Annotated in this window: 17 protein-coding genes and 1 pseudogene; 12 read left to right on the plus strand and 6 right to left on the minus strand. The window is 55.0% G+C overall.

Annotated elements, in window-relative coordinates; genetic code table 11:
- Positions 1-130: 130 nt before the first annotated feature.
- From SynROS8604_RS10005 to SynROS8604_RS10015, 3 genes are all read left to right on the plus strand, one after another.
- Positions 131-709 (plus strand): L,D-transpeptidase, encoded by a 579-nt coding sequence (locus SynROS8604_RS10005; RefSeq protein WP_186543875.1) that lies wholly within the window; start codon positions 131-133, stop codon positions 707-709.
- 434 nt (positions 710-1143) lie between these two features.
- Complete coding sequence (locus SynROS8604_RS10010; RefSeq protein WP_186543876.1) at positions 1144-1359, plus strand: TIGR02450 family Trp-rich protein; 216 nt, start codon at positions 1144-1146, stop codon at positions 1357-1359.
- 109 nt (positions 1360-1468) lie between these two features.
- Complete coding sequence (locus tag SynROS8604_RS10015; protein WP_186543877.1) at positions 1469-2122, plus strand: class I SAM-dependent methyltransferase; 654 nt, start codon at positions 1469-1471, stop codon at positions 2120-2122.
- A 36-nt stretch (positions 2123-2158) separates the two neighbouring features.
- On the opposite strand, the gene SynROS8604_RS10020 is transcribed toward SynROS8604_RS10015, so the two are convergent.
- Positions 2159-3691, minus strand: coding sequence for an NAD(P)/FAD-dependent oxidoreductase (locus SynROS8604_RS10020; protein ID WP_186543878.1), 1533 nt, complete (start codon positions 3689-3691; stop codon positions 2159-2161).
- Positions 3692-3872: 181 nt separating this feature from the next.
- Here SynROS8604_RS10020 and SynROS8604_RS10025 point away from each other — a divergent pair, with 181 nt between their 5' ends.
- Together SynROS8604_RS10025 and SynROS8604_RS10030 are read left to right on the plus strand one after the other, a co-directional pair.
- The gene (locus SynROS8604_RS10025; protein WP_186545933.1) at positions 3873-4562 is read left to right on the plus strand and encodes an SIMPL domain-containing protein; all 690 of its coding nucleotides are present in this window, start codon (positions 3873-3875) and stop codon (positions 4560-4562) included.
- Positions 4559-5095, plus strand: a complete 537-nt coding sequence (locus SynROS8604_RS10030; protein WP_186543879.1) for a rhomboid family intramembrane serine protease — start codon at positions 4559-4561, stop codon at positions 5093-5095. The genes SynROS8604_RS10025 and SynROS8604_RS10030 overlap by 4 nt, the downstream gene beginning before the upstream one ends.
- Here the strand turns inward: SynROS8604_RS10030 and SynROS8604_RS10035 are convergent.
- Complete coding sequence (locus SynROS8604_RS10035) at positions 5080-5304, minus strand: hypothetical protein (protein WP_006853199.1); 225 nt, start codon at positions 5302-5304, stop codon at positions 5080-5082. The two genes, SynROS8604_RS10030 and SynROS8604_RS10035, sit on opposite strands and share 16 nt — an antisense overlap.
- Before the next feature lie 169 nt (positions 5305-5473).
- Between SynROS8604_RS10035 and SynROS8604_RS10040 the strand changes: the two genes are divergently transcribed.
- Positions 5474-5692, plus strand: a complete 219-nt coding sequence (locus SynROS8604_RS10040) for a hypothetical protein (protein WP_186543880.1) — start codon at positions 5474-5476, stop codon at positions 5690-5692.
- A 50-nt stretch (positions 5693-5742) separates the two neighbouring features.
- On the opposite strand, the gene SynROS8604_RS10045 is transcribed toward SynROS8604_RS10040, so the two are convergent.
- On the minus strand, positions 5743-5949 hold the full coding sequence (locus SynROS8604_RS10045) for a hypothetical protein (protein WP_186543881.1): 207 nt from the start codon (positions 5947-5949) through the stop codon (positions 5743-5745).
- Between the two features lie 50 nt (positions 5950-5999).
- On the opposite strand from SynROS8604_RS10045, the gene nth reads away from it, so the two are divergent.
- The 6 genes and pseudogenes from nth (at position 6000) to katG (ending at position 11006) form a co-directional block, all read left to right on the plus strand.
- Positions 6000-6653, plus strand: a complete 654-nt coding sequence (gene nth / locus SynROS8604_RS10050; RefSeq protein WP_115070087.1) for an endonuclease III — start codon at positions 6000-6002, stop codon at positions 6651-6653.
- A gap of 58 nt (positions 6654-6711) precedes the next feature.
- Positions 6712-6948 (plus strand): high light inducible protein, encoded by a 237-nt coding sequence (locus SynROS8604_RS10055; protein WP_186543882.1) that lies wholly within the window; start codon positions 6712-6714, stop codon positions 6946-6948.
- 60 nt (positions 6949-7008) lie between these two features.
- A complete protein-coding gene (locus SynROS8604_RS10060) occupies positions 7009-7278 on the plus strand; it encodes a hypothetical protein (RefSeq protein WP_006853204.1) in 270 nt (89 codons plus the stop codon).
- 130 nt (positions 7279-7408) lie between these two features.
- Positions 7409-7903 carry a hypothetical protein gene (locus SynROS8604_RS10065; protein ID WP_255445003.1) on the plus strand — a complete coding sequence of 165 codons (495 nt, stop codon included), beginning with the start codon at positions 7409-7411 and terminating at the stop codon, positions 7901-7903.
- Positions 7904-8724: pseudogene (locus SynROS8604_RS10070) on the plus strand (PfkB family carbohydrate kinase).
- A gap of 89 nt (positions 8725-8813) precedes the next feature.
- Positions 8814-11006, plus strand: coding sequence for a catalase/peroxidase HPI (gene katG, locus SynROS8604_RS10075; RefSeq protein WP_186543884.1), 2193 nt, complete (start codon positions 8814-8816; stop codon positions 11004-11006).
- A gap of 98 nt (positions 11007-11104) precedes the next feature.
- Here the strand turns inward: katG and psbA (SynROS8604_RS10080) are convergent, their stop codons facing one another.
- The 3 genes from psbA (SynROS8604_RS10080) to psbA (SynROS8604_RS10090) all read right to left on the minus strand — a co-directional run bounded on the left by psbA (SynROS8604_RS10080) (position 11105) and on the right by psbA (SynROS8604_RS10090) (position 15200).
- Complete coding sequence (gene psbA, locus SynROS8604_RS10080) at positions 11105-12184, minus strand: photosystem II q(b) protein (RefSeq protein ID WP_006854385.1); 1080 nt, start codon at positions 12182-12184, stop codon at positions 11105-11107.
- A 145-nt stretch (positions 12185-12329) separates the two neighbouring features.
- Positions 12330-13865 carry a bifunctional orotidine-5'-phosphate decarboxylase/orotate phosphoribosyltransferase gene (locus SynROS8604_RS10085; RefSeq protein WP_186543885.1) on the minus strand — a complete coding sequence of 512 codons (1536 nt, stop codon included), beginning with the start codon at positions 13863-13865 and terminating at the stop codon, positions 12330-12332.
- 255 nt (positions 13866-14120) lie between these two features.
- Complete coding sequence (gene psbA / locus SynROS8604_RS10090) at positions 14121-15200, minus strand: photosystem II q(b) protein (protein WP_006854385.1); 1080 nt, start codon at positions 15198-15200, stop codon at positions 14121-14123.
- Positions 15201-15219 lie beyond the last annotated feature (19 nt).

The raw sequence follows: 15219 nt of genomic DNA on the forward strand, positions 1-15219 counted from the left end.
CGCAGCAAACATCCCCAAAAAACCATTCCAGAGACTCTGGTCTGCCCACTAAGAAAGGGAAAAGGATTCACCATCCAGCTTGAGGCGACGAATCAAGCCGTTCAATCCTTAAAAAGTACAAATACTCACCATGATTCGTCCTCTTCAAGCTCTAGCCATCACGGTCCCCCTGCTGATGCTGAGCTGTGAAGCTGGACAATCAGCCAAACAAATTCGAGTCGTAGAAACAATCGAATCCGTCGCATTCCAAACACCACCGACACAAGCTCCAGGCCAACAGGGCCCCTCTCCAGCTTTACTTCAAGTGAGACAAGGAGAAAGCTTTTCACTCAAGGCAAGGCGCAACGACCCAAAAGGATTCACGCCAAGTGGCTCTTGGACGCTTGAATTGTTTAAAGGTGAACAACTGCTCGCTGAATGGCCAGCCGTTAGCGGTTACAACAGCAAGCAAACAGCCGACCGTCTCTGGAGTCCAGGCAACGGAGCACCCCTACCGATTGGAACGTATGAGCTGGGCCAACCAGAACCGTGGGGAACAGATCTTTGGCTTAACTTAGAGCCCCAATTCGAAACAGATCGAAGCGGCCTTGGAATTCACAATTGCAACCCAGGAAGTGGATGTCTCTGTCTTCCCAATCGCAAGGACCTTGAAACCCTTGCGGACTGGGTCCAAGCAACAGGAATCCGAAAACTCACAATTATCGACTAACAAAAGTAAGACATACATCAAGACGAATCATTCCCAAAAAGCTCAAAGACCTGCATCAACTGGGCATTATCAAACACATTGTAAACCTATCGAAACCAATGACAAAGCCAAACGACTGCTAAGACTGCAAGGATTCTTTTAAGGCGTAGGCCATGACATCTGATCAAGAGGCAGGCTAAACATCCCCAATCGGTCCATTTGGGACTCATTCACAAAACAAGAAAGCATAATGAGCCCCATGTCAAACGAACGATGCCGTTTCTTTCCAATCCTGCCAACTTCGCGTGGCGCCTCAATCGATTAAGTCTTCTACGGCCTTGATCCACAATTCACAAAAAAATTGCAACCCCTTTATTCGGCATAAGGTGCACTAAACCCACCTAAAGTATTCTCACATTCGCCAACGAATCAACCCTCGAATTTGTTCCAAAAAGATGACCTGGAAACTAGCCAAAGCCTGGACAAGCGTGCTTCCTCAGGACGGGTATCGACACTTTCGGGTGATTCTCCAGGGAGGAAAAGGTCAGGAGCGCTGGGTTGAACTCGAAGCTGTCCTCGACGCAAGTATTCGACGACGCATCGCCTGGACGGTGCTAAAAAATCAGGATGTCTGGACGAGCGGTTGGAGACAACTTCCACCGACGGAATAAGGGATCAAGACGATCCCTCTCGCCAATCGCTTGTTCCCAGTGCGCTTCACATGTTCGTATCGATGACCGGCACTCGCAGCGACGCCATTCCTTTCGCCACAATGAGTTAATGGCAACCCAAGTCTTAACGGAAGACCAGCGTTTCAAGCTCGACCGCGAGCCAGATCGGGTCTTTTATTCTGAACCACGCTTCGTCCAGCACCTCGACGAAGGTTTCAGAGCACGTCTCACCAGTTTTTATCGAGAACACATTCCATCTGGGGCCGTCGTTCTTGATCTGGGTTCGTCATGGGTGAGTCACTTGCCAGAGGACATTCATTACGAACGCGTGATTGGCCACGGTATGAATGAGGCAGAACTCGTCGCCAACCCAAGGCTCGACAGCCACTACGTCCAAGACATGAACTTGAACCCAACCATCCCGTTAAAGGATGGATCAGTTGATGCCTGCCTAGCTGTGGCTGCTTGGCAGTACTGGACGCAACCAGAAAATGTTGCTGCGGAAATGCTTCGCATTACCAGGCCCAATGGCACAGCCATCGTTGCGTTCTCGAATCGGATGTTTTTCACGAAGGCGCCACAGGTTTGGACCGACAACGACGACATGCAGCACCTTGACTATGTCGGAACGGTGCTGCAAGCCAATGGCTGGACCGACATCCGTGTTTTTGCTGAGGAAACAAAAGCCGGTGGCTTGATGGGACTGGTAGGAGGAAAAGGTGATCCCTTTTTTGCCGTTGTCGCGCGCAAAAGCATCGACTAACCACCTCTCTTCAGCAACACCAAAGAATGGAAACGCCTACAGCTCGAGGGATCGAAGCAATTCCTTCTGAGCCTTGCGTCCCGTAATGGCGTGGGCCGCCATCGCACCACTTGCAGCCACGGGTGGAATCCCAATTCCTGGGAAACAACTGGCACCACATTGAAAAAGTCCCTGCAGGGGAGTGGTCACCCCAGGGAACAGACCCTTCGCCGCTGACAACGCAGGTCCATAACTGCCTTGATGCGTGGATAGGTAATGACGGTGGGTCAGGGGAGTCCCCTCCATCACAACTTGGCAACGACTGCGGAGATCGGGAATGCGTTGTTCCAACACATCCCAAAACACCTGACAGCGTTGTCCACGTTTCTCCTGATAGGCCGCTGTTCCTCTCTGCAAACCAGCCCACTCTGACCAAGGTTCATTGGCCGGGGTATAGGCATGCAGCACGTGATGTCCCTCCGGCGCCATCGATGGATCGAGCACCGATGGAATCGACACCACCACAGCATTGCGCTCAGCTTCAATTCCCCGTTCCCAGTCACCAACCCAAACGGTATGGATCGGCAGATCCTCCAGACCGCTCGCATCAAATCCCAAGTGCAGGTGCAGAAAAGAGTGACAACCAGGAGTTGAAAGCCGTTCCTGACCCCAAGCCTTCGCAGCCATCTCGGGTAGCAGAGACGCCGTCCCCCAAGCATCCGCATTGCTCACCACAACATCAGAGTGAAGCGTCTCGCCATTGCTGAGCTCCACGCCAATGACACGATCACCATCGAGTAGCAGCTGGCGCACGTTGGCTCCGAGCCGCAAACTGCCGCCGTGAGACTCCAGGCCACGCACGAGTGCATCAACCACAGCAGCACTCCCTCCCTGCGGAAAGTCGAGGCACGAATCTGGGTCAAACCACTCACCAAACAGAGTGGCCATCGCTGCTGCATTGGTATCAGCCATCGGCATGCCACTGATCAAAAAACAGAGCAAATCCACCCAGTGATGCAGAAATGGATCCTGTAGATGACGGTCCACGAGAGGTCCAAAAGCACCACTGAGATGGCGGATGGCTGGCAAATGTTGCACAAGGCGTCCACTCCGCCTCAAAAGAGGACCAATTCCATCCACAGATGCGGGTAACGCCAGCAATGGCAGGGCATCTGCAGCAGCCGCAATCGGCTGCAAGACGGCGGTGAAGCGCTGCCACTCAGCCACAGCCTCCGGTCCGCGCAGTCTCTCCACCACGCGTTCAAACCCATCCCTTCCAACCCCAACGCGGAGATGTCCTTCCGGGAACAAAACATCCCAGTCCTTGTAACTCACAACATTCAAGGGCTGATCCAAAGCACGCAGGATCTGAGTGAGGGGGTTGCTGCTTGGCCAACGTGACAATCCACTCCAGAGGGAGGGACCAGATTCGAAGTGATAACCCTGACGTTCAAAGCCATGGGCAGCGCCGCCTGGTTGGCGATGGGCTTCAAGAACCAGAACGTCCTTTCCAGCCCGAGCGGTGAGACCAGCACAGCACAAGCCACCGATCCCGCTGCCAATCACGATCACCTCAGCGCTTTTTGGCATCCATCACCTATCAGGGATCTCAGCTCGGGTCATAGCCAGTCACAGCTGTGATTGCGAAAAACACGTCCCAATCCAAAAATCGGTTGAAATGGTTGAAAGCCCAAAGTCCGTGCCAGACCCTTCGTCCTCAGGCCAGAACCAGCTGCCGCTATGGCGTCGAACACCTCCCTTGGTGCTGCCAATGCTGGTGCTCAGCGGCGGACTTGTTGTGGCTGGAGCTGTTGCTGTCAAGGGAATTCGAACCGCAACAGACACCGTGACGGTGACCGGTGCCAGCACCGAACGGCTGCGCAGTGACTATGCGGATTGGACCGTAACGGTGAGTGGTGGCGGTCTTAGCCAACAGCAGGCCTATCAAAATCTTCAACCTGATTTGAAGCGCACGCTTTCCTTCCTTCGAGATGCGGGCATTCCAGAAAGCAGCACCCAACTCACTGTTTTAAGAACGGATCGCAACGACATTCGCAACCGTGTGACAGGCGTGCTCACCAACACAGAGTGGACGGCACGTCAGTCCATTCACGTTGGCAGCTCAGATGTGGCGTTAATCCGAAAGGCATCCAACAACATCAGCAACTTGATTGGCGATGGTGTCTCGTTGGCGATTCAACCACCGGCCTACACCTACACAAAACTGGCTGAAAAACGCGTCGATATGTTGGCCAAAGCCACCGCCGATGCTCGAGAACGCGCGATTGCGATCGCAGGTGAGGCTGGCTCCGGCATTGGAGCCATCACCAATGCCGACACAGGAACCTTCCAAATCACCGTTCCGAACTCCACCAAAATGGGGAGCTATGGCTCTTATGACACGAGCACGATCGACAAAGACATCACTGCGGTGATGGGAGTGACATTCAGAGTGCAGTGATTGCTCTTCCCTTGATCCTGTTAAGCCTGTCTTGGCTACAGGAAGGCATCGACCAACTCCTGCTGGGGGGACGCTGGAATTTGGCGATGGGGCCTGGCACGCCTTGGTGGACCCTGCTCACCGCTCCCTTCAGCCATGGAGATCTTGGCCACCTGATTGGCAACAGCATCGTTTTTTTGCCTCTCAGCTATCTGGTGCTGTTGAAAAGCCTGCGCGGTTATCTAGCGGTTTGGATTGCCGTGATTCTTCTCGAAATTCCGCTCTGGATGTTTTGGCCGGTTGGCAGCCACGGATTATCTGGAGTCGTCTACGGACTTCTTGGCTATCTCCTTCTCATCGGATTTCTCGAACGACGACCGCTGGCCATTGCGTTAAGCGTGATTGCCGCTGCCTTTTACGGAAGTGCCCTCCCGGGATTGCTGCCTTGGGCCTCCCCCACGGGCGTGAGCTGGATTGGCCACGCGAGTGGATTCATCGCTGGCCTTTTGGCAGCAGGCGCTGTTTCGCGCGAGCCCCATCAGCCGTCAGCCTGATCCTCAGCGGATTTGAGAAAGCGTCCAGACAGACGAACTGCCAAAACAGAACAAGCGGCGCCGTAGCCGATAAATGTGGCCACTTGACCGAAAGACCCCATCTCGTAGACCTCCCCGCTTAACAACACCCAATCCACGAGTGATGAGGCGACACCCCACACAACAACCCAAACCGAAACGTAGAGAATCCCCCTCACGGCGGTGTTCACGGCAGCTCCTTATGAAAATGCTTGTTCAATTCGACGCTAGGCCAACCGTTCATTCCATTCGTTCAGCCAAGGAGTTTCTTTCAAAGCTTCTTGATGCAACCTGACATTGAGCCTGCACCTCGCTAAGACCTTGGGGTGATCATTTTGATAGAAACAGCAAGGTCCTCCTATGTCTGAAGGCAATCAGCAGCAACCTGTTGTGGTCAAGCAAGGAGGCGACGGCACGGGCATTGGCTTGGTTTTAGCGGCATTAATTCTTGGAGGTGCGCTTGTCTATGCCGTCACCATTTGGTCAAACACGCAAAAAAGAATGATTGAAGCGCCCAAAGAGGCAATCCAGAAGGGCGTGGACACCCTTAAAAAAGCGATTCAACCGGTTGCCGACTAGCCAATCCCTCGTGTCTCGAGCAGGCAGCATGGAGGCAACGATCCCAGCCTTCAGGCTCCCTCGAGCGTTTGCTGCCGACTGTGATGGCGGTAGAGATCGGAATCTCCATCAGCTTCGGACTCAGCGATCGCTTGGCTCACGCGGGGCTCAACCGCTGCGATCCGCTGAGTGGGGATCACGGCGTTTTGTTCTCGAGCGATCGCACGCTGATAGGCCGACGTGACGTCTGATGAACCGTCGTGACGAACCGATGTCATGGCCGCAAAAGCAGTGCGGCCATGATGGCAGTCCTGCAACTCGATGACCATTGCTCAGAAAAGAGCGTGCTTCCCATCTGCTCTGCCGCCTGGATGAGCACTATCCAAATCCACCCATTCCTCTTGATCACAGCGACCCTTTCAGCCTGTTGATCGCTGTGCTCCTGAGTGCACAGTGCACTGACAAAAAGGTCAATGAAGTGACTCCAGCCCTGTTTGCTGCTGGACCCACACCCACTGCCATGGCGGCCTTAACCGAAGAAGAGATTTATGGACACATCCGCCAGCTCGGGCTCGCCAAAACGAAGGCCCGCAACGTGCACAAACTCGCTCAGCTCTTGATCACCGTGCACGGGGGGACCGTGCCCAGCAGTTTTGAGGAACTGGAGGCCCTACCGGGAGTCGGCCACAAAACCGCCAGCGTGGTGATGGCCCAAGCCTTCGGAGTACCGGCTTTCCCCGTGGACACGCACATTCATCGCTTGGCGCAGCGCTGGGGACTCAGCAGTGGAGAGAGCGTGGAGCGCACCGAAAAAGATTTGAAATCCCTCTTCCCCCCTGAACACTGGAACAAGCTTCACCTGCAAATCATTTTTTATGGGCGAGAACACTGCACGGCGCGTGGATGCGATGGCACTGTTTGCCCGATGTGCCGCGAGCTCTATCCGAAGCGACGAAAGCCGGTTATTTGGAAAAGGCCATAGCCCTTTCACGGACCTGCGTCAAACCTCTGTTACAGTTCGTTTCAATTGAGGCATCACCATGGACCGCACCCCTGCAAACGACACCTGGTTCCAAGGGAAAGCAGCTCGTTCCATTCACGAAGATCAACTCAAGAAGGTTGAGCTCTTCAATGGTCGTGCCGCCATGATCGGTTTCGTTATCGGAGTGATCACGGAAGGACTCACAGGTCAGGGAATCCTCCATCAGATCGGTCTCGGCCCTCTCGTGGATGGCTACGCGACTTGCAGCGTTCAGATGCTTCCTTTCTGTTTCTGATCTTAGGGCCAATCTCTGTCGGCCCCTGGCCCTAAGATCAGGAGCTGACAGTTCAGGCCAATGGCTCGGAAGCGGCGCAAACTCAGTAAAGACATGGAAGCCGAAATCAAAGCGGCCCATAAGAAAGTCGAGTTTATTTCCGCCCTCATTCGAGACATTCGCGAAGAAGACATCCAAAACGAATACGCGGAAGCTTTTGTGCAAGTGCATGCCGCATGCACCCATCTAGCCCAGCTGTACGACGCCGAAGGCATCACAGAGGAAAGTGAAGGAACTCTCGTTCTCTACAAAGGTCTTCTCAATCAATTTGAAGAAGATTACGAGCTGTAGAACCTCGAGGACATTTTCAAAATCTGGACTTCAAGCACTAATTTTTTTTTAAAGACCCGGTACAACCAGATGGGTTTTTAGATTGATTGGCATGCCAGACAACAACGATCCGCGCTGGTTCACGCTAGCGATGGCGAGCCGATGGCCCCTCGCTTTTGTGATTGCTGCATGGTCCGTCGCTCTTGCTGCGACTCAGATTCTCCGCCAACCCATCCCCATCGGACTGCCCCTCGGACAGCCGTTTCCAGTCCGCCTGGTCGGTGGTGTCACGGTTGACGAGCTCAAAGAACCAGTGAGCGTGAAAAGTGAAGGTTCGATCGCCATTGAAGCTTCGAAAAATCTTCCCATTGAGGCTCCTGAAGCCCTTCCCGTTCAAGGCCAAGTTTCCGTCACCAAACCCGTCCTGATTGACTCAAATCGATCACTTGAGGTGCAAGGACAAGTGTCTGTTGACGAGGTCACCGCCCCAGTGAATGTGCAAGGTGTGGATGAAGGCCCTGTCCTCGTAGGCACATCCGACGAAGATCAGCTGACCGTCGGTGGAGCGGTAGACGTCACCCAGATAGGCGGTCGAATCAATGTGCGCCTCCGAGATGCAGCCCAATCGGTCCTGCCGATTCCTTAAATGAGATCACTGCCAGCTGATCTCAAGCTTGCTGTTGTAGGGCACCTCGAATGGGTCACCTTTCTTGCCGTCAATGAGCTCCCTTCGCCTGGACAGATCAGTCGTGCCCATCGCTCTCTCGAGGAGCCAGCGGGTGCTGGCGCTGTTGTCGCTGTTCAATTGGCCAGGCTGACGGGACAAAGAGTGGCCTTCTTTACAGCCCTTGGCAAGGATGAAATCGGCGTGCGAAGCGAAGCACGCCTGCGCGAGTTGGGTGTCACCCCAATCATTGCCTGGCGTGACCAACCCTCCCGCCGAGGCATCAGCTTGGTCGATCGCAGCAGCGATCGGGCGATCACGGTGATTGGAGAGCGGCTGACGCCGATCGCTGCTGATCCACTGCCCTGGGAGCATCTCGCCGATTGCGCTGGCGTGTTCGTCTCTGCAACCGATGCGCAGGGCCTGAAGCTGGCACGAACCGCCAAGGTTTTAACGGCAACCCCTCGCCTTCGCTTGCCGGTTCTTCAAGAGGCGAGAGTCAGTCTCGATGCCTTGATCGGCAGCCATCTGGATCCAGGCGAGTGCATCGAAGAGGGTGCCCTCACCCCAGCGCCATGCTTGCGGATTGCCACGGAGGGAGAGAGGGGGGGCTCCTTTTCCCAGGAGGACGATTTGAAGCCGAACCTCTGCCGGGCCCTCTTGCAGAAACCTATGGATGCGGCGACAGCTTTGCCGCTGGCGTGACAGCCGGACTCGCTGCAGGATGGTCCACCACTGAAGCGATCAAGCTTGGGGCCCAATGTGGTGCGACCTGTGCAACCCACTTCGGTCCCTACGCCTAGCGCCAAAGGAACTGCGCCCAAACGCTGTGGGCGGAAGTCTTGTCTATGCATAATCTCGAGAAGACAGGAACCAAGCAAAACCACTGGCCATGTCTGATCTGAAGTGCCCTTTCAGCGGCCACACAGGGGCCACGACTCCTGGTGGACACACTGGCAATCAACAGTGGTGGCCGAATCAAATCGATCTCAGGATCCTGCATCAACACCATCCATCGGCCAATCCACTCGGAGAGGACTTCGATTACGCCACAGCCTTTTCAAAACTAGATTTTAAAGCGCTTAAAGCTGACCTCCACACCCTGATGAGGGACTCCAAAGAGTGGTGGCCCGCCGACTGGGGGCATTACGGCGCCTTATTCATCCGCATGGCCTGGCACAGCGCAGGCACCTACCGCATTGGCGATGGCCGTGGCGGTGCTGGCCATGGCAATCAACGCTTTGCACCACTGAACAGCTGGCCGGACAACACCAACCTGGACAAAGCCCGACGTTTGCTCTGGCCCATCAAACGCAAGTACGGCAACAGCATCTCCTGGGCTGATTTGATCATTCTCACGGGGAACATCGCTCTGGAATCGATGGGGTTCCAGACCTTTGGGTTTGGAGGGGGGCGCACAGACATTTGGGAACCGGAAGACGACGTGTTCTGGGGCAAAGAAACACAGTGGCTCGCTGACGAACGTCATGACGAAGCAGGGGCACTCGACCAGCCGCTCGCAGCGGTGGAGATGGGGTTGATCTACGTCAACCCCGAAGGCCCCCATGGCAATCCAGATCCGATCGCATCAGGCAAAGACGTTCGTGAAACCTTTGCCCGGATGGGCATGAATCCAGAAGAAACCGTTGCGCTCGTCGCTGGTGGCCATACGTTCGGGAAATGCCATGGAGCAGCAACCGCTGATCATCTGGGCGTCGATCCAGAGAGAGCCGCACTCGAAGCCCAAGGCCTGGGCTGGAGCAATCGTTTCGAAACTGGTAAAGCAGAACACACCATCACCAGCGGAATTGAAGGGGCTTGGAAACCTCATCCCACGCGTTGGGATCAGGGCTATTTCCAAATGATGTTTACCTACGACTGGGAACTCACGAAAAGTCCAGCGGGTGCATGGCAATGGGTCGCGAAAGACGTGCAACCAGAGCACATGATTCCCGATGCCCATATCGCCGGGACATTTTCAGCTCCGATTATGACCACAGCCGATCTCTCTCTGCGCAACGATCCAATCATGGAGCCGATTGCGCGGCGATTCCACCAAGATCAAGAAGCCTTTGCCAAGGCATTCTCACGAGCTTGGTTCAAACTCACCCACCGAGATTTGGGGCCTCGTGCGTTGTATCTAGGCCCCGATATACCCACCGAGATTCTGATCTGGCAAGACCCCATCCCAGAAGTAGATCACCCACTCATCAACGCCACTGAGATTGCTTCACTGAAGCAACAAATCCTTGAGGCCAATCTCAGCGTTCAAGACTTGGTCTCCACCGCTTGGGCTTCAGCCTCCACCTTCCGAAATTCAGATCGACGCGGAGGCGCCAATGGTGGTCGCATCCGACTCTCTCCGCAGAACAGCTGGGACGTCAACAACCCGGAAACACTGAAGCGTGTGATCCCACAGCTTGAGAGCATTCAGGACTCTTTTCATCGAGCTTCTCATGAAGGAAAGCATGTCTCCATCGCCGATCTAATTGTGCTTGGTGGAGGCACCGCAATCGAAAAAGCAGCGGCCGATGGGGGGCACCCTGTCACGGTGCCATTTCAACCCGGCCGAGGCGATGCAAGCGCAGAACAAACGGACAGCGCCTCATTCAACGCACTCAAACCCATTGCAGATGGCTTTAGAAATTGGAAACGAGCGGATATGGCGATCCGTGGTGAGGAGTTGCTCTTAGACAAAGCCCAACTTCTGTCACTCAGTGCACCTGAGATGACAGTACTGGTGGCAGGACTGCGCGTGCTTGGTGCCAACACCGGCGGCAACCAACAAGGTGTGTTGACACAACGCACTGGGGTGCTCAGCACGGATTTCTTTACGAATCTGCTTGATATGAGCACGGCTTGGACGCCGACCAACAACAGCAACGACAGCTACATCGGCAGTGATCGCAACACGGGTGAACCACGCTGGACAGCGAGCAGGGTGGATTTGGTCTTTGGATCCAATAGTCAACTGCGCGCCATTGCCGAGGTCTACGCCCAAAACGATGGCCAGGAGCGCTTTGTGAGGGATTTTGTTGCGGCCTGGGTCAAAGTTATGGAGCTCGATCGCTTTGATTTGCATTGAGCGATGTCCCTTGAGGCTCTAACCAAGGCACAAAAAAGCCCCCTCTTTGAGAGGGGGCTTCCTCGTTCAGTTGATCTGAACGTTGGATGGATTCCAGATCAACCGATTGCAGGTGCTTGGAGAGCCACAGGTGTGGACTCAGCAGCTGCCAGGTCGAGGGGGAAGTTATGAGCGTTGCGCTCGTGCATCACTTCCATACCAAGTCCAGCTCTGTTAAGAACATCGGCCCAGGTGTTCAGGACGCGGCCCTGACCATCAAGGATGGACTGGTTGAAGTTGAAGCCGTTCAGGTTGAAGGCCATGGTTGACACGCCAAGGGCGGTGAACCAGATGCCGACAACAGGCCAGGCAGCAAGGAAGAAGTGAAGGCTACGGCTGTTGTTGAAGGAGGCGTATTGGAAGATCAAGCGACCGAAGTAGCCGTGAGCTGCAACGATGTTGTAGGTCTCTTCTTCTTGGCCAAACTTGTAGCCGTAGTTCTGGGACTCGGTCTCGGTTGTTTCACGAACCAAGGAAGAGGTCACCAGTGAGCCGTGCATGGCGGAGAACAGTGAACCACCGAAAACACCAGCCACACCAAGCATGTGGAAGGGGTGCATCAGGATGTTGTGCTCAGCCTGGAAGACCAACATGTAGTTGAAGGTTCCAGAGATGCCCAGGGGCATGGCGTCAGAGAACGAACCCTGACCGAAGGGATAGACCAGGAAGACTGCAGATGCAGCAGCAACAGGTGCGCTGTAGGCAACACAGATCCAAGGGCGCATGCCCAAGCGGTAGGAAAGTTCCCACTCACGACCCATGTAGGCGTAGATGCCGATCAGGAAGTGGAACACAACCAGTTGGAAAGGACCGCCGTTGTAGAGCCACTCGTCGAGTGAAGCAGCTTCCCAGATGGGGTAGAAGTGCAAGCCGATGGCGTTGCTGGAAGGAACAACAGCACCAGAGATGATGTTGTTGCCATACATCAGAGAACCTGCAACAGGCTCGCGGATGCCGTCGATATCAACCGGAGGTGCGGCGATGAAAGCGACGATGAAGCAAGTGGTAGCGGCAAGCAGGGTGGGGATCATCAGAACACCGAACCAACCGACATAAAGACGGTTGTTGGTGGAGGTGACCCACTCACAGAACTGCTGCCAGCCGTTAGCGCCGGAGCGCTGCTGGATGGTGGTAGTCATGAGAACGGAAAAGAGCCTGTGGGACGAATCCCGGTGGCGAATAAAGAAGGTCGGTTAACCCGACAAAGGCAATGTAACGGAAGTTTGCGGAGCTGACACGGAATGGGCGCGGAGACTTTCTGATCCCTCCGATCAGCTCAGCTGATCACGGGTCTGAATGACGAAGCTCTCGCGCCTGTTTGGAGCTGATCCGACCTGCCGTTTCCAGGACTTCACTGATGGTTTCCAGGGTGAGGACAGCCTGTAGCCGTAATCCATTGGACTCCAAGCGCTGCTTGGAACGGGTGTCATGGACGCCGCCATGGTCAAGGAACACCACCACATCTCTCACCTTCAAACCAGAGGACTCAAGCTTGCCAATTCCTTCCAGCACGCTTCCACCCGTGATCAGGATGTCGTCGACCACGGCCACGGTCTCACCCTCATTGAATTCGCCCTCCACCATGCGCCTGGTTCCATGGGCCTTCACCTCTTTGCGGGGGTAGATCAGAGGCTTATGCAGTTGCAAAGAAAGGCCCGTCGCGGTGGGCAAAGATCCATAGGGAATGCCTGCAATGCGGTCGAACTGCAATGGGCGTAGCACCTGGGCGTAGCAATCGAGCACGCGATGAAAGAGCGCAGGATCAGAAATGATCTGACGCAGATCCACGTAATAGTTGAAGACAGCACCGCTGGCCTGCTTGAACTCCCCAAATAACAAGCAGCGAATATCGAAGAGATCGATCACAAGCTCACGCAACTCAGGGTCGATCAGCTGCTCAGCTTCCGAACTGGCATTCGAGGTTTCCAGACCTAGCGCAGGCTGATCAGGATGCGGCCAAATTCTGCACTGCTCGGATTCAAACTCCAGGTTTGATTGCTTCTGCAGGAGATGGTCTTGGCGCATGCGGTTGATCCGCTCTTTCAGCGCAGCGGTTTGCTCATTGATATCGCTCTCGGTCAGGAGGTTTTGGGGGAGGGGCAACAGCAACCCATCACCCGCCAAATTCAGTCCGCTCGCCATCAGACGATGCAGGTTTCCTTCCTCACCCCAGAGGGAACGGAGCATGACAAACCGTTCAGGCGCTGCTTGACGCACTTGAGCCAAGATCGCCGGATCGCTCGTGCCAACTTCGAGCAGGAGTTGATCTGGCGTTCCCCAGCGCTGACTTTCGCGCACCACCGTTAAATAGAAGGGATCGTCCTCGTTGGGATGATGTTGTAAGGCAACGGCCGCGGGGTTAGAGCTATGGCAATTAATCAAAACCCCTTTGCCTGGATACAACAGAAAAGGAGCGGCGATGTCCTGACCCGCGAGGGGGTTAAGCGTGACGGCGTCCGCATGCAATGTTTTAAATAGATAGGCGGCGACCGCGCTGGAGCTGTTGAGGTCCCCGTGCTTGATATCGATAATTAAGGGCAGATCGAGGGGGAGCAGTTCACGCACCTCCAACAACAGTTCCACACCTGCAGAACCCATCGCCTGATAAAAACCAAGGCTTGGTTTGTAGGCGCAGACATGATCAGACGTGGCTTCAATCACGGACTTGCACCATGAGCGCGCCTGACTGAGCAACGAGCTACCGCCAAGGCCACGATGGGCAGCCCAGCTGCGGAGCATTTCCGGATTCGGATCGAGGCCAGTCACCAGGAGCGACTGGCGGCTGCTCATGGCATCGGTGAGTGCCGTGAAAAAACCCATGGCTATAAGGGTTGTTTCCACCAGGATGCGCGGTTCTTAGGTGCTTCGATGCACGCAATGTATGAAATGAATCAATTACGGCTCATTTGCTGCCTCAATTGGAGCCGACGCCGTTGTGATGAAAAGGCATTGTTGTGATGAGTGATCAAAAGACAACGCCTTCAAAGCCAGGCACAACATCCGGGCACAAAAAAGCCCCCTCTTTGAGAGGGGGCTTCCTCGTTCAGTTGATCTGAACGTTGGATGGATTCCAGATCAACCGATTGCAGGTGCTTGGAGAGCCACAGGTGTGGACTCAGCAGCTGCCAGGTCGAGGGGGAAGTTATGAGCGTTGCGCTCGTGCATCACTTCCATACCAAGTCCAGCTCTGTTAAGAACATCGGCCCAGGTGTTCAGGACGCGGCCCTGACCATCAAGGATGGACTGGTTGAAGTTGAAGCCGTTCAGGTTGAAGGCCATGGTTGACACGCCAAGGGCGGTGAACCAGATGCCGACAACAGGCCAGGCAGCAAGGAAGAAGTGAAGGCTACGGCTGTTGTTGAAGGAGGCGTATTGGAAGATCAAGCGACCGAAATAGCCGTGAGCTGCAACGATGTTGTAGGTCTCTTCTTCTTGGCCGAACTTGTAGCCGTAGTTCTGGGACTCGGTCTCGGTTGTTTCACGAACCAAGGAAGAGGTCACCAGTGAGCCGTGCATGGCGGAGAACAGTGAACCACCGAAAACACCAGCCACACCAAGCATGTGGAAGGGGTGCATCAGGATGTTGTGCTCAGCCTGGAAGACCAACATGTAGTTGAAGGTTCCAGAGATGCCCAGGGGCATGGCGTCAGAGAACGAACCCTGACCGAAGGGATAGACCAGGAAGACTGCAGATGCAGCAGCAACAGGTGCGCTGTAGGCAACACAGATCCAAGGGCGCATGCCCAAGCGGTAGGAAAGTTCCCACTCACGTCCCATGTAGGCGTAGATGCCGATCAGGAAGTGGAACACAACCAGTTGGAAAGGACCGCCGTTGTAGAGCCACTCGTCGAGTGAAGCAGCTTCCCAGATGGGGTAGAAGTGCAAGCCGATGGCGTTGCTGGAAGGAACAACAGCACCAGAGATGATGTTGTTGCCATACATCAGAGAACCTGCAACAGGCTCGCGGATGCCGTCGATATCAACCGGAGGTGCGGCGATGAAAGCGACGATGAAGCAAGTGGTAGCGGCAAGCAGGGTGGGGATCATCAGAACACCGAACCAACCGACATAAAGACGATTGTTGGTGGAGGTGACCCACTCACAGAACTGCTGCCAGCCGTTAGCGCCGGAGCGCTGCTGGATGGTGGTAGTCATGAGAACGGAAAAGAATGCC

It is taken from the genome of Synechococcus sp. ROS8604 (assembly GCF_014279655.1).
GTDB lineage: Bacteria > Cyanobacteriota > Cyanobacteriia > PCC-6307 > Cyanobiaceae > Synechococcus_C.